This is a genomic window from Kitasatospora setae KM-6054 (assembly GCF_000269985.1).
Lineage (GTDB): Bacteria > Actinomycetota > Actinomycetes > Streptomycetales > Streptomycetaceae > Kitasatospora > Kitasatospora setae.
Genome location: NC_016109.1, coordinates 399478 through 416922, shown reverse-complemented (window position 1 = coordinate 416922; position 17445 = coordinate 399478). Strand labels below are relative to the sequence as shown.

Genomic DNA, 17445 nt, shown 5'->3' with positions numbered 1-17445 from the left:
GGCGCCCGCTCAGCTCTCGACGGCGGGAGCGCCGGCCCCCGGCTCGGACCCCGGCTCGGACCCCGCCTCGGCCGCGGCCTCCTCCGGCGGGGCCACGGCGGCGGACGGCGTGCCTCCCGAGGTCCACTTCAGCCCGACCTTGAAAGTGGCCTTCCCGCCGACACCGGTCAGCGCCGCCACCACCCCGCCGCGCCCGGCGGCCAGCTCCAGCCCGAACTCCACCGACACCTCGTCCGGCCGGGCCGCCGCCACCGCGTCCCGCACGTTCGACGCGACCGCCTGCAACGACTCCCGCAACCCCTCGACCCGGGTGGCCAGTTGATCGCCGAACCCGGTGTCGCGCGGCCCCGACGGGCCGTCCACCAGCGCCCAGACCGTCTGCCCGTCCGGCAGCTCCAACTCGACCAACTGCTGCTGTTGCATCTCCCCGCCCCTTCGCCATCCCGCCGCTCCCCACGGCGCCCCCATGCTAGAACGCCCGCCCCACCGCCCGGGCCGGAACCCGGCGGGCGGGCCGTCACCCCCGCCGGACTTCGGCGGGACGGTGGGAGTAGTGCTCGGCGCCGCGCTCCAGGGCGACGTACCGCAGCCCGGGGTGGTGCACCAGGGGGGAGAGGTCGCCGTCCTCGACGACGGTGCGGCCGGCCAGCACCACCTCGCGCAGCGCGGGGTGGTCCGCCAGGGGCGCGAGCGAGGGGATCGGTCCGCAGTTCTCCAGGACGAGCCGCTCCAGGCGGAGCAGGCCGGAGACGAACTCCACCCCGGCGGGCTTCGCACCGTACAACTCGACGGAGCCCAGGCCCGGGACGGCGGTGAGCGCGTCGGCGTCGAGCAGTCGGCCGTCGTAGACCCGGAGTTCACGCAGCGCCGGCAAGTCCTCCGCCCCGCTCATCGACACCTCGCCGGTGCGCGGGCACTCGATCCGCAGCTGGGTGAGGCGGGGTTTCGGGCCCAGGACCGACGCCAGGCTGCCACGGCGCCAGCCCGGGGCGGTGACCGACTCCAGGGCGGTGAGGGCGGCGACGGTCTCCAGGCCGACCCCCGCCGGTGCTTCGAGTCGGCGCAGACCGGTCAGGCCGGAGAAGTCGACCCGGCCCCGCTGGCCGAGCCCGATCCGCAGGTCGGTCAGTCCGGCGCAGTCGGACAGCGGGCTCGGGTCCCGGACACCGAGGCCGAGCCGGACCGAGCGGAGCCCGGGCAGGGTCCGGACGAAGGACAGGTCGATCGCGGCGTCCGGCCGGGGGCAGCCGACGAACAGGCCGTCGCAGCCACCAGCGGAGAAGTGTTCGGCGTACTCCGGCCGCCAGTCCTCGCAGGTGAGTTGTAGTTCCTGCGGCCCGGAGCGGAGCTTCTTGATCTTCATGGTCGGGGTACCCGGCGTTTCGTGGTGAGTGGTGAGTGGTGAGTGTCGGGCGGCGGCGCGCGGCGGACCGGGGAACGGCCCGCCGCGCGCCGCCGCGGCTCAGAGGGTCAGCAGACGGTGGATCAGCAGTGGGCGTACTTCCGGGACGCCCGGATCTTATTGGTCAGTTTCACCCCGGCGTAGCACTTGAAGCGGTTGATGTAGCCCTGTTCGAGCTTCCGCAGGCTGCCCTTGGGCCGCAGCTGGTACTGCACCGACGCCACGTTCCCGAGCTTCCCCTTCCGGTTGTGCTCGTGCAGGCGCCTGTGGATGTTCTTGGACTTGCCGATGTAGGCCTCGCCGTTCTTGTACCTGATGATGTAGATGCCGCGCGCCGAGGGGGCATTGCTCGCGGCTGTGGGCAGGGTGGTGCAACTGGCGTTGTGGACCAGGACGTCGTGTTCGCCGTCCGACACCACGTAGGTGTGGACGTCCCCGACGTTGAGGTTGTAGACGAGCTGGTCGGCCAGTTCGCCCCGGTCCGTGACGCCGGTGACCGTGGTGACGGTGCCGTCGGGGGCGAGCAGGCCGTCGCCCGGCCGGAGGTCGACGGCGTCGACCCAGCCGCGGTCGACCACCCAGAACGGGTGGGCGGCGGTGGCTTCGATCCCCTCGCCGTCCGTCGCCGAGCCGGTGCGGATCTCCACCAAGTGCTTGGTGGCGAAGGAGGTGAACACCGTGAGCACCGGGCGCTCGGTGGTCTCACCGGTCGCGGGGTCGGTCGCCGCGACCAGGTCGCCCTCCTCGACCAGGCCGATCGGCAGGTAGCTGCCGTCGGCCATCAGGACGAGGGTGCCGGCCGTGAACGAGTTGCACCGGCCGATGACCCGGCGTGCCGCGTTCGCCGTGGCCCGGTAGCCGGTCCTGGCGGCTCCGGCGGCCCGGCCGACGGCTTTCGCCGCCCGGGTGGCCTTCACCGCGGTGACGGCCGCCTTGACGGCGGTGTTGGCGCCGACCGTGGCGGCCACCGCGGTCACGGCCATCTCGGCGGCCTTGCCCCAGTTGCCGGTCGCCGCGTACGACACCGAGGAGACGGCGGCGGCGAAGCCGCCGATCGGGCCGGGGATGTAGGAGGCGACCTCGGCGACCTTGGCGACGACCTCGACCGTCTTCTTCAGCCACTTGGGCATGCCCCAGTTGCCGTCGAGGTCGGTGCAGTTGACCGGGTCGCCGGTGCAGTAGTCGTACGGGCCGGCGTTGCCGCCGGGGACGGGGTCGACCTGGAGGAAGCGGCCGAGGGCGGGGCTGTAGAGGCGGGCGCCCATCAGGATGTCGCCGTCGAGGGCCTCGGCGGAGCGCTGCTTGCCGCCGAGCCAGCCGTAGCGGACGCCGGCCTGGCCGTCCTGGGGGATGCCGAACTCGTCGTAGTCCAGCACCTTGGGCGTCGTCAGCGCGGTGTCGGTGGTGACGACGACGCTGCCGAACAGGTTGGTGAGTTGGAGTTGGACGTCACCGGTCCCGCTGGTGGTGGCGACCAGGTCGGTGTCGGGGCCGGAGACGTTGCGGGTGAGGGTGCCCTGGGTGGTGTCCTCGATGGTCCAGCGGACCTCGTCGCTGTCGTCGCCGTAGTGGTTGAGCTTGCTGGTGGCGTTGGCCCAGGAGCCGTCGGCCTGCTTCTTCTCGGTGGTGAAGGCGGTGGAGCGGTGTGCCGGGTCGAGCTGCCAGGTCTGCTTGTCGTCGCCCTTCTGCTGGGAGGCGGCCTTGTCGTTGGCCCAGTAGGTGTTGGTGGAGCCGGTGCCGGTGGTCACCGTGCGGCCGAAGGCGTCGTAGCTGAACCCGGCGTCGGTGAGGCGGTCGGCGCTGTCGTAGGTGTGGGTCTCGGTGGCGGGGTTGTCGGTGCCGCAGTCGCCGGTCGCCGTGGACGGCGAGGTGGACTTGGCGAGGCGGTTGGAGTGCGCGTCGAAGGCGTACTGCCGGGTGACGCAGCCCGCCGCGACGGTGCTCTGCCGGGCCTTGGTGAGGCGGCCGAGGCGGTCGTAGGCGTAGGAGCGGGTCGCGGTGGACGAGGTGTCGGTGGCGACGACGCCCTGGGTGGAGACGTCGACCGACTGCGCCCAGACGACCGCGCCGTCGGAGGCGCGGGTGTAGGTGCGGCCGGTGGCCTCGCCCACCGCGTTGAAGGTGTCCTTGCGGACGATGCCGCCGGGGTAGGTCTGTTCGACCAGCTGCCCGTCGGGGCCGTACTTGGCGGTGAACTCGCCCGCGACGCTGTCGTTGACGGAGGTGACCAGGCCGCGGGGTTCCTTGGCGCGGTCGTAGGCGTAGGTGGTGGAGCCGGTCGGGTCGGTGACCTTGGTCGGCTTGCCGTACGCGTCGAACTCGGTGGTGGTGGTGCCGCCGTCGGCGTCGGTGTACGAGATCAGCCGGCCGAGGGCGTCGATGACGCGGGTCAGCGACTTGCCGCCGGCGGTGGTCCTGACGATGTCGCCGGTGGCCGGGTCGTACTCGGTGGTGACCTGCGGGAGGGCCTGGCCCTGGTCGGAGGTGATCTGGGCGGAGACGATCCGGTCCGCGCCGTCGTAGACCGTCACCGAGGTGCGGGACTTGCCCGCGTTGGTCTCGGTGACCTCCTCGACGTCCCCGAACCGGGAGTAGCGGGTGACCCGCTTGACCGGCAGGGTGGTCGGCATCCGGGCCGCGTCGGCGCCGGTGATCGCGCCGCCGGGGCCGGTGGTGCACGGGCTGCCCGCCCACTCGGGGCGGTTGCCGCAGGCGGCGTCGTCCGGGTTGGCGCCGGCCGTGTAGAACACGGTCTTCACGGTGGACGCGTCGGTCCCGGTGGAGCCCGGCTTGCGGGACTCCACCGCGCGGCCGGAGGCGTCGTAGCGGACGGTGGCGGTGAGCGCCTGGCCCGTGGCGTCCGTGGTGACGGACGTCGCGACCCCGAGCGTCCAGCCGGAGGCGCCGCCGATCGGCGCGCCGTAGCCGTTCTTGGTGACCCGCTGCTCCGCGTCCTGCGCGTAGCCGTCGATCCGGGCGCCGTCGGTGGCCGTGGTGACCAGGTGGTAGGCCCGGCCGTCGGGCTTGCCCTCGTCGTAGGTGTTGGTGTTGTGGTCGCGGGCCAGGACCGGGGTGCCGGCGGCCAGCGACGGGTTGACGGTGGTCTTGGTCAGGGTGAGGGTGTCGATGCCCGCCTGGTAGAAGGGCGACACGGCGGACGGGTTGGTGCCGGTGACGACCAGGTCGAGCTGGTGGTCGCCGCGGGCCAGCCGGACCGGCGCGCCGGCCGACCAGGGCGAGGTGGTGACGCCGTTGTTGTAGCCGTCGAAGGTGCCGGTGACGTCGGTGCCGTCCAGGACGAACTTGACGGTGCCGTAGTCGACGGCCCGGGTCATCCGCGCGGAGAGCAGGTACGTGCCCTCCTCCGGGACGGTGACCCGGAACGAGGCGCTGTCGCCCGCCTTCGTGCCGACCAGCATCACCTGCGCGTTGCCGGACCAGCCGCCGCCGCCGACCCAGGCCGAGCTGCCGTTCTGGGTGATGACCTGCGCGGTGGTGCCGAGCCGCGGCAGCGCCTCGCCCTCGACCGTCACGGTCGCCGGGGTGGAGGAGCCGGCCACGTCCTCGGCGAGGGTGGCGCGGTAGAGCGGGCCGAGGGTCTCCAGCACGTCGAGGCCGTCGGCGCTGTAGGTGGTGCGGGAGTCGAGCAGCCGGGCCCGGTCGGCGGAGTTCGCCGGGAGGCCGAGCTCGGCGGCGAACCGGGCGGTGTCCGGGTGGGTGCCCAGCGCGATCGAACGGTTGGTGGCGCTCAGGGCGCGCACCGCGTGGCCGTAGCGGTCGTACTCGCTGGTGTCGATGTCGCCCTTGTCGACCACCGACGGGGTGGCGGTGTTGACCTCGTTGCCGGAGGCGTTGAGGTAGTGCACCACGGCCGGCCGGTAGCCGTTCGGGCCCGGGGCGGTGGCGGTCGCCGAGTGGGTGCCCGGCTCGTCCTCCGGCCCGAACACGGCGGTGGCGTCGGTCGGGGCGTCGGTCTGCGCCCACTGCGCGACGTCCGCGCCGGACAGGTCGTACGGGCCGCCCGCGCCGCGGGTCAGCGGCACGTTGTAGACCACCTTGGTGGCGATCTCGCCGTTCACCTGGCTCTTGCTGCCCGGGGCGAGGGCGCCCCGGCGGACCTTCAGCAGCCGCCCGGCGTCCGGGTCGCCGGCCGCCGCGCCGTAGTCGAAGTCCCACGGCAGCTCGCCCGCCGGGGAGATCCGGGTGACCCGGCCCGCCGCGTCGTACGCGTACGCGGTCTTCAGCGGCTGGGCCAGGCGCGGGTCCCAGACCTGCACCAGCCGGCCCTGCTCGTCGTACAGGTAGCGGGCGACCTCGACGGCCTCCTGCTTGGACGTCGCCGGGTTCCACGACCAGGACTTCACCGCGCGGATCCGGTCGGTGAAGTCACCGGGGGTCCCGGGCACCGCCGTGGTGCCGGTCGCGTACTCGTAGTCCATCGCGTCGCAGCCGCGCGGCAGCGGGTCCGCGGTGCACCTGTTGGTGTCGTCCACGCCCGGCTCGACGGCGGGCACCGCGCGCTTGGGCAGCACCCGGCCGTCCGTGACGTCGTAGACGTACCGGGTGGTGGACGCGGCCTCCGGGCCGCTCTCACTGCGGACCTGGAACTGGTCGGTGCCGGCGCCGCGGGCGAAGACGGTGGCGGAGCCGTCCAGGTCGGTCAGGGTGTAGGTGGTGCCGGTGTTGTCCGGGTTCCACTTCTGGTTCAGGCCGCCGTGGCACCAGTGCTGGGTGACCTGGGTGCCCTGGCCGCCGGAGTCCGGGGCGTCCAGGCACTTGCCCGAGTTGGCGTTCATCAGACTGCCGTCCGGGCGCAGCTCCCACTTCTGGTTGCCGCCGCCGTTGCAGTCCCAGATGGCCAGCTTGACGTAGTCGGCCGTGGAGGAGTTCGGCACGTCCAGGCACTTGCCGAGCGCCCGGAGCGAGCCGTCGTCGGCCAGCGTCCACTGCTGGGCGGTGGACGGGTTGCAGTCCCAGGTCTGGACGACGGTGCCGTTGGCGGTGCCGCTGTTGTTGACGTCCAGGCAGCGTCCGGTGGTCGGGGTGGTGATCCGGCCGGCCGCGGCGGGCTGGGCGGTCAGGGTGAGCGACTCGGCGCCGGGCTCGGGGAAGAACGTTCCGCCGGTGCCCTTGGCGAAGGTCAGCGCGGAGTCGTCGTTGAGCTTGATCTCCGCGAGGTCGGACTCCGGGAACGACAGCGAGCGGTAGTCGGAGCCCGCGCCCGCGTCCGGGCCGCCGGACCACTGCGGGCCGAACGGCGCGACGATCTCCTTCAGCGACAGGTCGTCGAAGAACACCTCCTTGCCGGCGGCCGAGAAGCCGTTGTAGAGCCGGAAGAACGCCTCGGTGGCGCCCGCCGGCACGGCCAGGTCGACGGTCAGCTGCTGCCAGCCGTCGGTGAAGGACGCCTTGTTCGAGGTGGTCTGGGCGTAGCCCGCCGAGGTGCGGACGAAGCCGGCCAGCCGCAGGCCGCGGTCGGTGTAGTCCGGGCTCAGGCCGGTGGCCGCCGGGACGTAGATCCAGCCGGTCAGCCGGTAGGTCCGGCCCGGCTTCAGGCCCATCGCGAGGGCGTTGTCGGCGCCGAGCGCGGCGTACGAGTCGGTGCCGGTGGGCACGATCCGCAGCGAGTCGGTCGAGTTGTCGTGGCCGCGCGCGGTGGAGCGCTCGACCGTGTTCTGGCCGGTCACGAAGCCGTTGGTGTCGTACGTGACCTGCCGCTGGTTGGGCGTCAGGCGCTCGCCCTGCGGCTGCCAGCCGCGCGCGAGGTCGCGGGAGGACGAGGAGCGGGCCACCGAGGAACCGGCCTCGTCGGCGTCGGTCACGCTCACCGAGTAGTCGCCGGTCAGCAGGTTGACCGAGCCGGCCCCGATCTCCGCGCCCGCCGCGCCGTCCGCGTTGCGGTCCACGGTGATGGTGTTCCAGGCGGTGGCGTAGCCGCTGCCCGAGCCGTCCTGCGGGAACAGCAGGGCGCGGACCTGCACCACGCCGCCGACGTTGCCGAGGGTGTCGACGACCGTCCAGTTGGCGTGCGGGCCGAGGTCGGACAGCAGCGGCTTCGGGTCGGTGACCGGCGTGTTGTCGGCCTTGGTGAGGTTGGCCGTCGGCACGTTGTACTCGGCGGCGCCCGGGCCCCGCCGGTACTGGTAGACCACCCGCTTGTACTGGGTCTGCGCGTCGACCTGCAGCTTCACCCGCCTGGCCGACTGGCTGCCGTCCACCGGCGAGGCCAGACCGGCCTGGCCGACCGAGAAGGCGTACGCGGTCGGGTCGGACAGGTTGCCCGCCCGGTCCTTCGACTGCACCTTCAGCGTGTGGTGCCCGTCCGCGGCCGGGGTGACGGTGGCGTTGGCGGTGCCCGTCGCGTCGACGGTCACCGCGGCGGCGCCGTCCAGGCTGTAGACGAAGGCGGTCTGGTCGGTGACGCCGCTCGCCGGGGTGAAGGTGAAGGCGCCCGCCTGCCCGGCCGCGCCGTGCCACAGCCCGTCGGACGGGTAGGTGGCGGAGGCGACCAGCGGCGCGCCCGGCTTCACGGTGTCCGCGACCACGGTGACGCTGGGCGTCCAGCCGGAGTTGACCTGGCCGTCCCACAGCCGCGCGCCGATCGCGTAGGACACCCCCTCGTCCAGCCGGCTCAGCCCGAAGTCGGTCGGCCGCACCTGGAGGTAACTGCCGTTCGGGCCCTCCTTGTAGACCCGCCGGACGTAGGTGCCGTCCCGGTAGAGGTCGAAGTCCGCGCCGACCGGGCCGCCGTCCGGGTCGCTGGCCAGCACCTGGAAGACCGGGTTCGCCGAGGAGGTGTAGCGCGGGTTGCCCTGCTGCGAGGGCAGCACGTCCACCGTCGACGGGGTCGGCGGCACGCTGTTGTAGGTGATCGACAGGAACGGCGAGTGCGCGCCCTCGGAGGACTCGAACCGCTTCCAGCCGTACGAGTCGTTCTCGTCCGCGGCCTTCAGGCCCAGCGCGTAGGTGCCCGCGCCCATCCCGGCCCAGTCGCGGACCAGGTTGGTGACGTCCGCGCCGACCCAGTAGGTGCCGCCGTTGCCGTAGCAGTCGTAGCCGTCGCCGTCGCCCGCGATGTCCCGGGTCTCGTCGGAGACCGCGTAGCGCGAGATCAGCCCGGGCTGGTTGCTCCACCGGCTGCCGGTCGAGGCGTACTGGGCCGCCCACACCTCCCACTGCCGGGGCGAGCACGAGTAGGAGTGGTAGTTCGCCAGGTACAGCTTGGCGTTCTGGATCTGCTTGCCGTTGAACCCGGCCCCCGCGAAGTGCAGGAACGAACGCGCCTTGACCGCACCGCCGTTGTAGGTGCCGATCTTCAACTCGGTGGCCGAGGACTGGTCGGAGGCGTAGTCGCTCTGCACGAAGGTGTCGAAGTTGGTGCCGACGTCCACCACCGGGTCCACGGTGACCGGGAACGCGGTCGCCGGGTCGGCCAGGAACGCGGCGTCCGGGGTGAACACCAGCTCGGCGTCCGCGCCCTCGTTCCGCAGCTCCATCGACACCGCGCCCCGGCGCAGGTGCTCGCCGGACCGCTCGTCCACCGAGGCGTCCCACATCACCGGGGCCGGGATCCGGACGGTCGGCTTGGCGCCCGCCGGGTCGGTCAGGTGGATCGAGCCGTCCTCCTGGCGCTCCACCCGGTAGCCGGTGGTGTCCAGCGGCAGGGTCAGCGTGCCGGCCTGCGAGACCGCGTCCCTGCTCTTGACGACCAGGTACTGCTCGAAGCCGGTCCGGGTCGCCTCCAGCACCAGGTCCACGCCCGGACGGGCGTCGGTGTAGGTCGCGGTCGAGCCGGAGAGCTTCGGCTTCGGCAGCCGGCCCAGCCAGCCCAGCTCGACCCGGCCCCCGTCGGAGCCGAGCTTCACCAACTCCCGCTCCGCCGGGGCCGCGTCGGCGGCGGCCAGCGCCGGGCGGGCCAGCGCGCGCGAGGCGTGCTCGGATGCAGAGGGAGAGGCGGAGGCGGAGGGAGCGGCGGAGGGAGAAGCGGACGGCGAGGCGGTGGCGGACGGTGTCGCGGACGCCGTCGCGGGCGGCGCGGCCGGAGCCGTGCTGCCCGGCAGGGCGTCGCCGACCTTCACCGAGGCGTCACCGCCGGAGAAGACCAGGCCCTCCGGGTGCGCCTTCGGGGCGACGGAGCCGTCGCCGGTCTCCACCAGCGTGGTGTCGACCGGCACCCAGGCGTCGCCGACCCGCATCCGGACCGGGCCGGCCGAGAGTTCCTGGGTGAGGCCGCCGTTCGGCTCGGCCCACAGCGTGGTGTTCTCGGTGCGGGCGCCGGTGACCTCGATCCGGCGGTTGTTCAGCCGCGCCGCCAGCAGCGCGGAGGACTGGTCGGGCGCCTCCGTGACCTGGGAGGCCGTCTGCTGGGCGGACGGTTTGGCGTCGGCGGCCGCCGCCGGGGAGGCGGAGAGGGCGTCCAGCGCCACTCCCGTCTCCACCAGCAGGCCGAGGGCGGCGAGGACGGCTATTCGCCGCGTCCTTCGTATGGTGAAGGCCCCACCCGCGAACGCGTGTGAGGCCGAGTACTTCCGTGGCAAAGCAACTCCATGGGATTCGGTGATTCCATGTGGTCAGGTCAAGACCAGTTCATGAAGATCCCATGAGAGTCTTTACGAATCTTCTTCTCCGAGTATCGATTTGATAACGCATTGGCTGACGAAGCATCAAAAGCGAGACGAAAAAGGACGATGCGCCGCAACTCGGAGGTTGCGGCGCATCGCGGTGAAGAGCGGGGCGAACGAACGCCCGGCTGCCGCTGGCCGAGCCCGGACCCGCTCCGAGGTCGACGCCGCGCAGGGGCAGGCCGCGCTGCGCTCGCTGTTCGACACGCTGGAGCCCGCCGACGGCGCCGACGCGGTCGACCTCCGGTTCGGCCCCGAGCGGCCGGCCGGCGCGGACGGCCGTTGGATCCAGACCGTCCCCGGTCGCGGCTGGTTCGCCTGCTTCCGGATCTGCGGGCCGGAGCGGGCCGCGTTCGACGGCGGCTGGCGGCCCGGCGACTTCGAACCCCGGGACGGCTGAGCGCCGGGACACGGCCGCACGCGCGAGCGGCGCCCCGCCGGGGAGGCGGGGCGCCGGTCACGGCACGGGGGCGGGGGAGGGGCTGGGCGGGGGCTACTCGGCGGCGTCCGGGTGCTCCTCGGTGCTGCGCGAGTCGGTGAGGGAGAGCGCGCCGACCGTGGTGACCAGGGCGACGACCACCGCCAGGACGGCGTAGGTGATCCGCTCGCCGTGGAAGAACGAGTCGACCAGGCCGCTGTCCCAGGTGCCGGCCGGCAGCTGGGTGGTGACCAGGGCGGCGATCAGGGTGCCGACGACGGCGGTGCCGACGCTGCTGCCGACCTCCTGCGCGGTGTCGTTCAGCGCGGTGCCGATCGAGGTGCGGTTCTCCGGCACCGCCTCGACCAGGGCGATCGCGCAGATCGTCATGACGGTGCGCAGGCCCACCGTCATCACGACCATGCAGACCGCGATGGCGGCGTACCCGTGGTAGACGCCCCAGGCGAGGCCGGCCAGCGAGCCGGCCAGGCAGGCGGCACCGATCAGGCAGGCGACGCGGTGGCCGAAGCGCCTGGCCAGCCACTCGGAGAGCGGCGTCGCGCCGAGCATGGTCAGGATGATCGGGAGGTTCGCCAGGCCGGCCTTGACCGGGCTCCAGCCGTAGGCGTACTGGAAGTGCAGGATCAGGCCGAACATGATGGCGGCCATCGCGATGGCGGTGCCGACCTGGGCGACGGCCGCGCCGCGGACGGTGCCGTTGGTGAAGAGCTTGAGGTCCAGCATCGGCGAGGGGGTGCGCCGCTCGTGCCAGACGAAGGCGGTGCCCGCGACGAGGGCGCCGACGACGGAGGCGACGGTGCCGGTGGAGAGCCAGCCGTGGTCCACGCCGCTGGTGAGCGAGTAGCAGGCCAGGCCGATCGCGGCGATGCTCAGCACCGCGCCGGGCAGGTCGAGCCGGTCCCGGGTGAGGTCCTCCGGCCGGTCGGCGGGCACGCCGAGCCGCACGCCGACCGCCGCGATCAGCGCGATCGGGGCGTTGACCAGCAGCAGCCACTGCCACTTCACGTGGGCCAGCGCGGTGCCGCCGAGCAGCGGGCCGAGGACGAAGCCGGACATGCCGACGACGATCATCACGGTCATCGCCCGCATCCGCAGCTTCTGGTCGTCGAAGAGCCGGAAGACCAGCGAGTTGGTGATCGGCGCCATGGCCGCGGCGGCGACGCCGAGGCCGGCCCGCAGGGCGATCAGCTGCCCCGCCCCGGTGACGGCGACCACGCACAGGCTGAGCACGCCGAAGACGGCCAGCCCGACCAGCAGGACGCGGCGGCGACCGAGCCGGTCCGCCATCGACCCGGCGGTCAGCAGCAGGCCGCCGAAGGTCAGCGAGTACGCGCTGGTGACCCACTGCAGGGCCGTGGTGCCGCTGCCGAGGTCGCGGCCGATGGTGGGCAGGGCGATCGACAGCAGCGTGTTGTCGACCATCTCGACGAAGAAGGCCAGGCAGAGCGCGGCCAGCGGGATCCACGCCGCGCGCAGCGACGGGTAGGTACGGGACGGCGGTGCCGCGGGTGCGGCGGTGGTGGTGCCGGCCATGGCGGCCTCCTCTCGGGACGGGGTGGTGTGGTGCGTCGTGCTTTATCGAACTGCGTTCTAGAATAGAACGAGGTTCGATAGTCATGCAAAGGTGATTGGATGCGAGTCATGACACGTCCGCGATCACGACCCGCCGACCGCCCCGACCGCGAGCGCCGCCGCGCCTCGCACTCGATCGATGCCGTCCTCACCGCTGCCGTGGCCCTCCTGGACGAGGCCGGCGAGCGCGCCCTGACCCTCCGGGCCCTGGCCGGCCGGCTCGGCACCGGCGTCGGCAGCATCTACTGGTACGTGTCGAGCCGGGACGACCTGCTGGACCGCGCCGTCGACCACGTGCTCGGCGGCGTGCTGGCCGAGGCCGCGAAACGCCCGCCCGCCGCCGACCCGGTCGACGACCTGCGGGCGACCGCCGTCACCCTCTACGACGCCGTCGTCGACCGCCCGTGGCTGGGCGCGCGCTTCATGCGCGGCCTGGACCTCCCCGGCAACTCGCTCCGGCTGTACGAGGAACTCGGCCGCCCCGCCCTCCGACTCGACCTCACCCCGCTGCAGCGCTTCCACGCGGTCTCCGCCGTCCTCGGCGTCGTCGCCAGTGCGGCGGCCGAGCTGGGCGGACAGGAGCCGCCGGAGGAGGTGACCGACGGCCTGGTCGACCGCGCGGAGTTCTTCGGCCGCTACGCCCGGACGTGGCGCGACCTGGACGCGGGCGAGTACCCGTTCCTGCACGACATCGTCGACGAGTTCGAGGCGCACGACGACAGGGAGCAGTTCCTGGCGGCCCTCGACCTGACCCTGTCCGGCCTGCGCGCCCAGGTCGAGCGGCGGGCCTAGCCAGCCGGTCCGGCGCACTCGGCCGGTCCGGTGCGGGCTGCTCCGTCCCGCTGGTCCGGTGCGGGCCGCGTTGGGGTGGGGTGGGGGTGCACGGCGGCTCCTCGGGACCGGGTGGCGGCGGCCGCCGAGTCTGCGGCCGCCCGTCTCCCGAAAGCGTGCGGGAGCCCGCCGTCAGGCCGCTGTCATCCCGCCGACAGCACGCCGACAGTCCACTGAGGGCCGGGACGGCGGCCGACTCACCAGGAGAACCGGCCGAGGAACCAGGCCAGCAGCCAGGCCAGCAGCAGGGCGGCCAGCAGGGCGGTGCGCGAGCGCCGGAAACGTGGGCCCGGCGCGGTCAGGGCGGCCGCGAGCGCGAACAGCGCGGCTGTGCCGACCGGCAGCACCGCCCACGGGGGACCCCAGGAGAGCAGGTCGAACCCCAGCACGGTGGCGGGCCGGGAGAGCAGGACGGCCACCGCGACGACCCACCAGGCCGGGCGGACGCCCGCCAGCCGCAGCGCCAGCCAGCTCGCCAGCAGGCTCACCAGGGCGACCAGCCCGAGGAACAGCAGGCCCACCCCCAGGCAGTCCCACTCCGCCTGGTGGTCGCAGGGCAGCAGGTCGTTCCAATCCACCAGGGTCAGCGCGATCCAGCAGAGCCCGAGGCCGGCCCCCACCGCCGCCGCCCGCCCCGCGCGCGACCCGCCCGCCGCCCGCCACCGGCCCGGCTCCCGGACGGCTCCCCAGATCGCCCCCACCGACCCACGTCCTCTCCGTGCCCCGCGCGCCCCCGCGCGCACGCGGTCCGGCGGCCGAGTCTGCCGCACGGGGAGCGGCGGCGGCATGAGTATCCGCACTCAGATCCGCGAGCCGCGAGCCGCAGGTCCGAACGCGCGGGCGCCGGGCGCCCGTTCAGCGTTCGGCGACCCGCAGCCGGAGCCGCCGCGGGCGCAGCACCGTCGCCAGCGGGACGGGGCGCAGGTCGGCGTCCGGCTCCGGGGTGAACCGCCAGCGGGACAGCAGGGTGGCCAGGGCGACGGCGCACTCGGTCCGGGCGAACAGGTCGCCGACGCACTTGCGGGCCCCGGTGCCGAACGGCAGGAACGCCTGCCGGGCGGCCGGGGTGACCCGCTCCGGGCGCCAGCGGTCCGGGTCGAAGACGGCGGGGGAGTCGTACGCGGCCGGGTGCCGGGAGACCGCCGCCGGGGAGAACACCAGCGTGGTGCCGGGCGGGAGTTCGCGGCCGGCGAGCTCGGTCGGCGCGGTGGTCAGCCGGGTGAACAGCCAGCCCGGCGGGTGCAGCCGCAGCGTCTCCGACAGCACCCGGTCGACGGCCGCCAGCCGCGGCAGGTCCTCCGGGGTCGGCGGCCGCCCGCCGGGCAGCACCCCGGCCAGCTCGGCCCGGACCTGCTCGGCCGCCGCCGGGTGCAGCGACAGCCGCCACAGCGCCCAGGTCAGGGTGGCGGCGACGGTCTCCGTCCCGGCCGCGAGCAGCGTGATCACCTGGTCGTGCACCTCGGCGTCGCTCAGCCCCGACCCGCCGCCCTCCTCGTCGACGGCGTCCAGCAGCGCCGAGAGCAGGTCGGTGGCGCCCTCGTCCCCGGGAGTCCGGTCGCCCCGGTCGCCTCGTTCGCTCCGGTACGAGGTGATCAACTGCCGGGTGGCGGCGTGCAGGTAGGCCAGCGAGCGGCGGTAGCGCAGGTTGGCGGGCAGCGGCAGGCGGCGGACCGGCGCGGGCAGGAACATCTGCCGGAACAGCCCGTTCAGCACGGTGTCGAAGGAGCGTTCCACGCCGGCCGCCAACTCGGCGCTGATCGCGGTCGAGTAGAGCGTCCGGGCCAGCGTGCGCAGCGCGATGCCGTAGAACAGCGGGAACGCGTCGACCACCAGGCCGGGCCGCCAGTCGGCCGCGGCGGCGTCCACCTCGGCCTGCGCGGCTCCCGCGTAGTGCGCCAACTGCGAGCGCCGGAAGGCCGATTGGACCAGTCGCCGCTGCCTCCGGTGGTCCCCGTACGGGCAGGTGACCAGCCCGTTGCCGGCCACGTCGCGGGCCCGGTCGTAGAACACCCCGCCCTTGTCGAAGAGCCGGTCGTCGCCCAACACCCTTGCCAGCAGCGCCGGGTGGCAGGGCACCTGGGCCGTCGTCGGCCCCAGCCGGACCGCCACCAGGTCGCCGTGCGCGTGCAGCGAGGACAGGAAGTCGACCGGCCCGCTCAGCAGTCGGTGCCCGTGCCCGAGCAGCGGCAGGGCACCGGGTGCGGTCGCGGCGGTGAAAGCGGGGACGGCGGGGACGGCGGCGGTCTGCGACATCCCGCCACCGTACGGGCGGACGGGTCGGGCCCGAACCACCGTGCGGCGGCGCGGGGTTCGGTGCCCGTTGCGGGTACCGGCGGCGGGTGCGGATGTTCGCCGGGTGGCGGGCGCGGCACCGGATTGACGCCGCGCCCGGCCGGGATCAGGCCCAGATGGACAGGCGGGCGGTGTTCGGGGCGACGTCGCAGAAGTAGTTGACGGTCTCGCCCCGGGCCACGTACGCCTTGCCGGCCGCCTCGCAGGCGGCGCCGCTCGGGTACATGCCGACGTAGACGAAGCCGGACGCCTGGGCGGTCGGGGCGGCCAGCAGGGCGGCGGCGGTCAGCAGGCCGGTCAGGCCGAGGGCCGAAATGGCTTTGCGCATGGGTGGGTTGTCGCCTTCCAGTTCCGGTGGGAGGGGCTCCGGTCGTGATGGTCCGGTGCCCGGGGAGCAGCTTCCTTCACCTCGGGCCGGGGCGGCAATGGTAGAGACCAATTGGGCCGGAAGCCGCCGGATGCGGGGGATGCGGACCGGGCGGCCCGGTGGCGTGCGTCGACGAAGGGGCGTTCTCCGCTCGGGGTCCTCCGCGTCGCACCCTTCCTGCGGCTGCCCGATGATCCGCCAGAATCGGCCAATGGTCCAGACCATATGTTTACGGCGGCCGAACGGGCGTCAGTACTCCGCCGCGGCCGCCCGCAGTGCCGCCGCCGCGTCCCCCACCAGCGGCGTCCCGTGCCCGAACACCGCGTTCGCGGCGCCGACTCCGGCCAGCCGGTGCAGCGACTCCACCGCCCGCGCCCGGTCGGTGTTGAACACGCCCAGCATCGCCCGGCCGACGTTCGCCACCGCGTCGCCCGTGAACAGCAGGTCCGGGCCCGGCAGGTGCAGCGCCAGCGAACCGTCCGTGTGCCCCGGCACCCCCAGCACCCGGGCCCCGCCGCCGAACGGCAGCACGTCCCCGTCCACCACCTCGACGTCCACCGGGCACGGCGGCGCGGGCGGCAGGGCCGGCACCGAGGCCCGGATCGGCCGCTCGAACTCCTCCAGCACCGGCGGCGCCCCCACCGCCTCGCCCCGGATCACCGGCGCCTCCAGCCGGTGCGCCACCACTGGCACACCGCCGAAGCGCGCCGCCAGCCGGGCCGCGCCGCCGGTGTGGTCCTCGTGCCAGTGGGTCAGCACGATCCGCGCCAACTCCCCGCCCGGCACCGACTCCACCAGCTCCGCGACCCGCTCCTCCGTCCCCACCGCCCCGCTGTCCACCAGCGTCAACTCCCGCCCGTCCGACCACAGGTAGGCCGCGCCGACCGGAAGCACCAGCATCCGCAGACCCGGCAGCACCTCGATGACATCCATGCCGACCAGTCTGCGCGCCCGCCCCGCCCGCCGTCCCCCCGATTAGCCCACGGCAGACACCCGGCGCGCCGCGCCGCCCGGGACGTTCGCGAGCGGCCTACCCTTGGACAGCACGGAAGGACGTGACGACGTGGCCCACCGGATCCAAGGCACCGCGGGAGACCTGATCACCGCCCGCCTGCGCGCCCAGACCGCCGAACTCGCCGCCCTCGAACCCGACGTCCGCGCCGGCCGCCCCGACGCCGTCCACCGGATGCGGGTCGCCGCCCGCCGCCTGCGCTCCACCCTCCGCACCCACCGCCGCCACCTGCGCGGCGACCACACCGCCACCGAGGACGAACTGCGCCGCCTCGGCCGCGCCCTCGGCCCCGCCCGCGACGCCGAAGTGCTCGGCCCCCGCCTGCTCGCCCACGCCCGCGAACTCCCGCCCGGCACCGACCGCGACCGCGTCCTCGCCGAACTCACCGCCTGGAGCGCCCGCGAGACCCGCGACGCCCGCCCCCGGGTCCTCGCCGCCCTCGACGACGAACGCTTCCGCCGCCTGCTCGCCACCCTCGCCGCGCTCGCCGCCGACCCGCCGCTCAACCGCCGCGCCCAACGCCCCGCCGGGCCCGAACTCACCCGGGTCCTGCGCCGCGAGCACCGCCGCACCGCCGAACGCCTCGCCGCCGCCCGGCACGCCCCCGCCGGACCCGCGCTCGAACACGCCCTGCACGACGCCCGCAAGGCCGCCAAGCGCGCCCGCTACGCCGGCGAGACGGCCGGCCGCCCCGCCCGCGCCTTCACCCGCCGGATGAAAGCCCTCCAGGACGTCCTCGGCCGCCACCAGGACGCCGCCGTCGCCCGCGACACCCTCCGCGCCCTCTCCGACGGCGGCTTCGGCTACGGCGCGCTCTACGGCCGGCAGAGCGCCGAACTCGCCTTCGCCCGCGAGCTGTTGCCGCAGATCTGGGAGCAGGCCGCCCGCCGGCCCGGGAAGCTCCGCTGA

11 protein-coding genes are annotated in these 17445 nt (G+C 74.1%); 3 read left to right on the top strand and 8 right to left on the bottom strand.

Annotated elements, in window-relative coordinates; all coding sequences use genetic code 11:
- Nucleotides 1-9 precede the first annotated feature (9 nt).
- From KSE_RS01760 to KSE_RS01750, 3 genes are all read right to left on the bottom strand, one after another.
- A complete protein-coding gene (locus KSE_RS01760; RefSeq protein WP_014133534.1) occupies nucleotides 10-423 on the bottom strand; it encodes a CU044_2847 family protein in 414 nt (137 codons plus the stop codon).
- Nucleotides 424-517: 94 nt separating this feature from the next.
- Entirely contained in the window at nucleotides 518-1363 is an 846-nt protein-coding gene (locus KSE_RS01755) for a hypothetical protein (protein WP_014133533.1), read from the bottom strand.
- A gap of 122 nt (nucleotides 1364-1485) precedes the next feature.
- Nucleotides 1486-9939: a ricin-type beta-trefoil lectin domain protein gene (locus tag KSE_RS01750; protein ID WP_014133532.1), complete on the bottom strand. Its 8454-nt coding sequence runs from the start codon at nucleotides 9937-9939 to the stop codon at nucleotides 1486-1488.
- 169 nt (nucleotides 9940-10108) lie between these two features.
- Here KSE_RS01750 and KSE_RS01745 point away from each other — a divergent pair, with 169 nt between their 5' ends.
- On the top strand, nucleotides 10109-10423 hold the full coding sequence (locus tag KSE_RS01745; protein WP_033258939.1) for a hypothetical protein: 315 nt from the start codon (nucleotides 10109-10111) through the stop codon (nucleotides 10421-10423).
- Nucleotides 10424-10516: 93 nt separating this feature from the next.
- Here the strand turns inward: KSE_RS01745 and KSE_RS01740 are convergent, their stop codons facing one another.
- A complete protein-coding gene (locus KSE_RS01740) occupies nucleotides 10517-11995 on the bottom strand; it encodes an MFS transporter (RefSeq protein WP_014133530.1) in 1479 nt (492 codons plus the stop codon).
- Between the two features lie 108 nt (nucleotides 11996-12103).
- On the opposite strand from KSE_RS01740, the gene KSE_RS01735 reads away from it, so the two are divergent.
- Nucleotides 12104-12826, top strand: coding sequence for a TetR/AcrR family transcriptional regulator (locus tag KSE_RS01735; protein WP_014133529.1), 723 nt, complete (start codon nucleotides 12104-12106; stop codon nucleotides 12824-12826).
- Nucleotides 12827-13062: 236 nt separating this feature from the next.
- Here the strand turns inward: KSE_RS01735 and KSE_RS01730 are convergent, their stop codons facing one another.
- The 4 genes from KSE_RS01730 to KSE_RS01715 all read right to left on the bottom strand — a co-directional run bounded on the left by KSE_RS01730 (nucleotide 13063) and on the right by KSE_RS01715 (nucleotide 16457).
- Nucleotides 13063-13566, bottom strand: coding sequence for a hypothetical protein (locus tag KSE_RS01730; protein ID WP_014133528.1), 504 nt, complete (start codon nucleotides 13564-13566; stop codon nucleotides 13063-13065).
- Between the two features lie 154 nt (nucleotides 13567-13720).
- Nucleotides 13721-15118: a cytochrome P450 gene (locus tag KSE_RS01725; RefSeq protein ID WP_014133527.1), complete on the bottom strand. Its 1398-nt coding sequence runs from the start codon at nucleotides 15116-15118 to the stop codon at nucleotides 13721-13723.
- A gap of 145 nt (nucleotides 15119-15263) precedes the next feature.
- Nucleotides 15264-15485 (bottom strand): hypothetical protein, encoded by a 222-nt coding sequence (locus tag KSE_RS01720; RefSeq protein WP_014133526.1) that lies wholly within the window; start codon nucleotides 15483-15485, stop codon nucleotides 15264-15266.
- A 288-nt stretch (nucleotides 15486-15773) separates the two neighbouring features.
- A complete protein-coding gene (locus KSE_RS01715) occupies nucleotides 15774-16457 on the bottom strand; it encodes an MBL fold metallo-hydrolase (RefSeq protein ID WP_014133525.1) in 684 nt (227 codons plus the stop codon).
- A gap of 130 nt (nucleotides 16458-16587) precedes the next feature.
- On the opposite strand from KSE_RS01715, the gene KSE_RS01710 reads away from it, so the two are divergent.
- Complete coding sequence (locus KSE_RS01710; protein WP_014133524.1) at nucleotides 16588-17445, top strand: CHAD domain-containing protein; 858 nt, start codon at nucleotides 16588-16590, stop codon at nucleotides 17443-17445.

Bases quoted from the DNA above. Each gene is read 5' to 3' on its own strand.
- KSE_RS01760 (WP_014133534.1), bottom strand. From the start codon at position 423: ATGCAACAGCAGCAGTTGGTCGAGTTGGAGCTGCCGGACGGGCAGACG.
- KSE_RS01755 (WP_014133533.1), bottom strand. From the start codon at position 1,363: ATGAAGATCAAGAAGCTCCGCTCCGGGCCGCAGGAACTACAACTCACC.
- KSE_RS01740 (WP_014133530.1), bottom strand. From the start codon at position 11,995: ATGGCCGGCACCACCACCGCCGCACCCGCGGCACCGCCGTCCCGTACC.
- KSE_RS01735 (WP_014133529.1), top strand. From the start codon at position 12,104: ATGACACGTCCGCGATCACGACCCGCCGACCGCCCCGACCGCGAGCGC.
- KSE_RS01725 (WP_014133527.1), bottom strand. From the start codon at position 15,118: ATGTCGCAGACCGCCGCCGTCCCCGCCGTCCCCGCTTTCACCGCCGCG.
- KSE_RS01720 (WP_014133526.1), bottom strand. From the start codon at position 15,485: ATGCGCAAAGCCATTTCGGCCCTCGGCCTGACCGGCCTGCTGACCGCC.
- KSE_RS01715 (WP_014133525.1), bottom strand. From the start codon at position 16,457: ATGGATGTCATCGAGGTGCTGCCGGGTCTGCGGATGCTGGTGCTTCCG.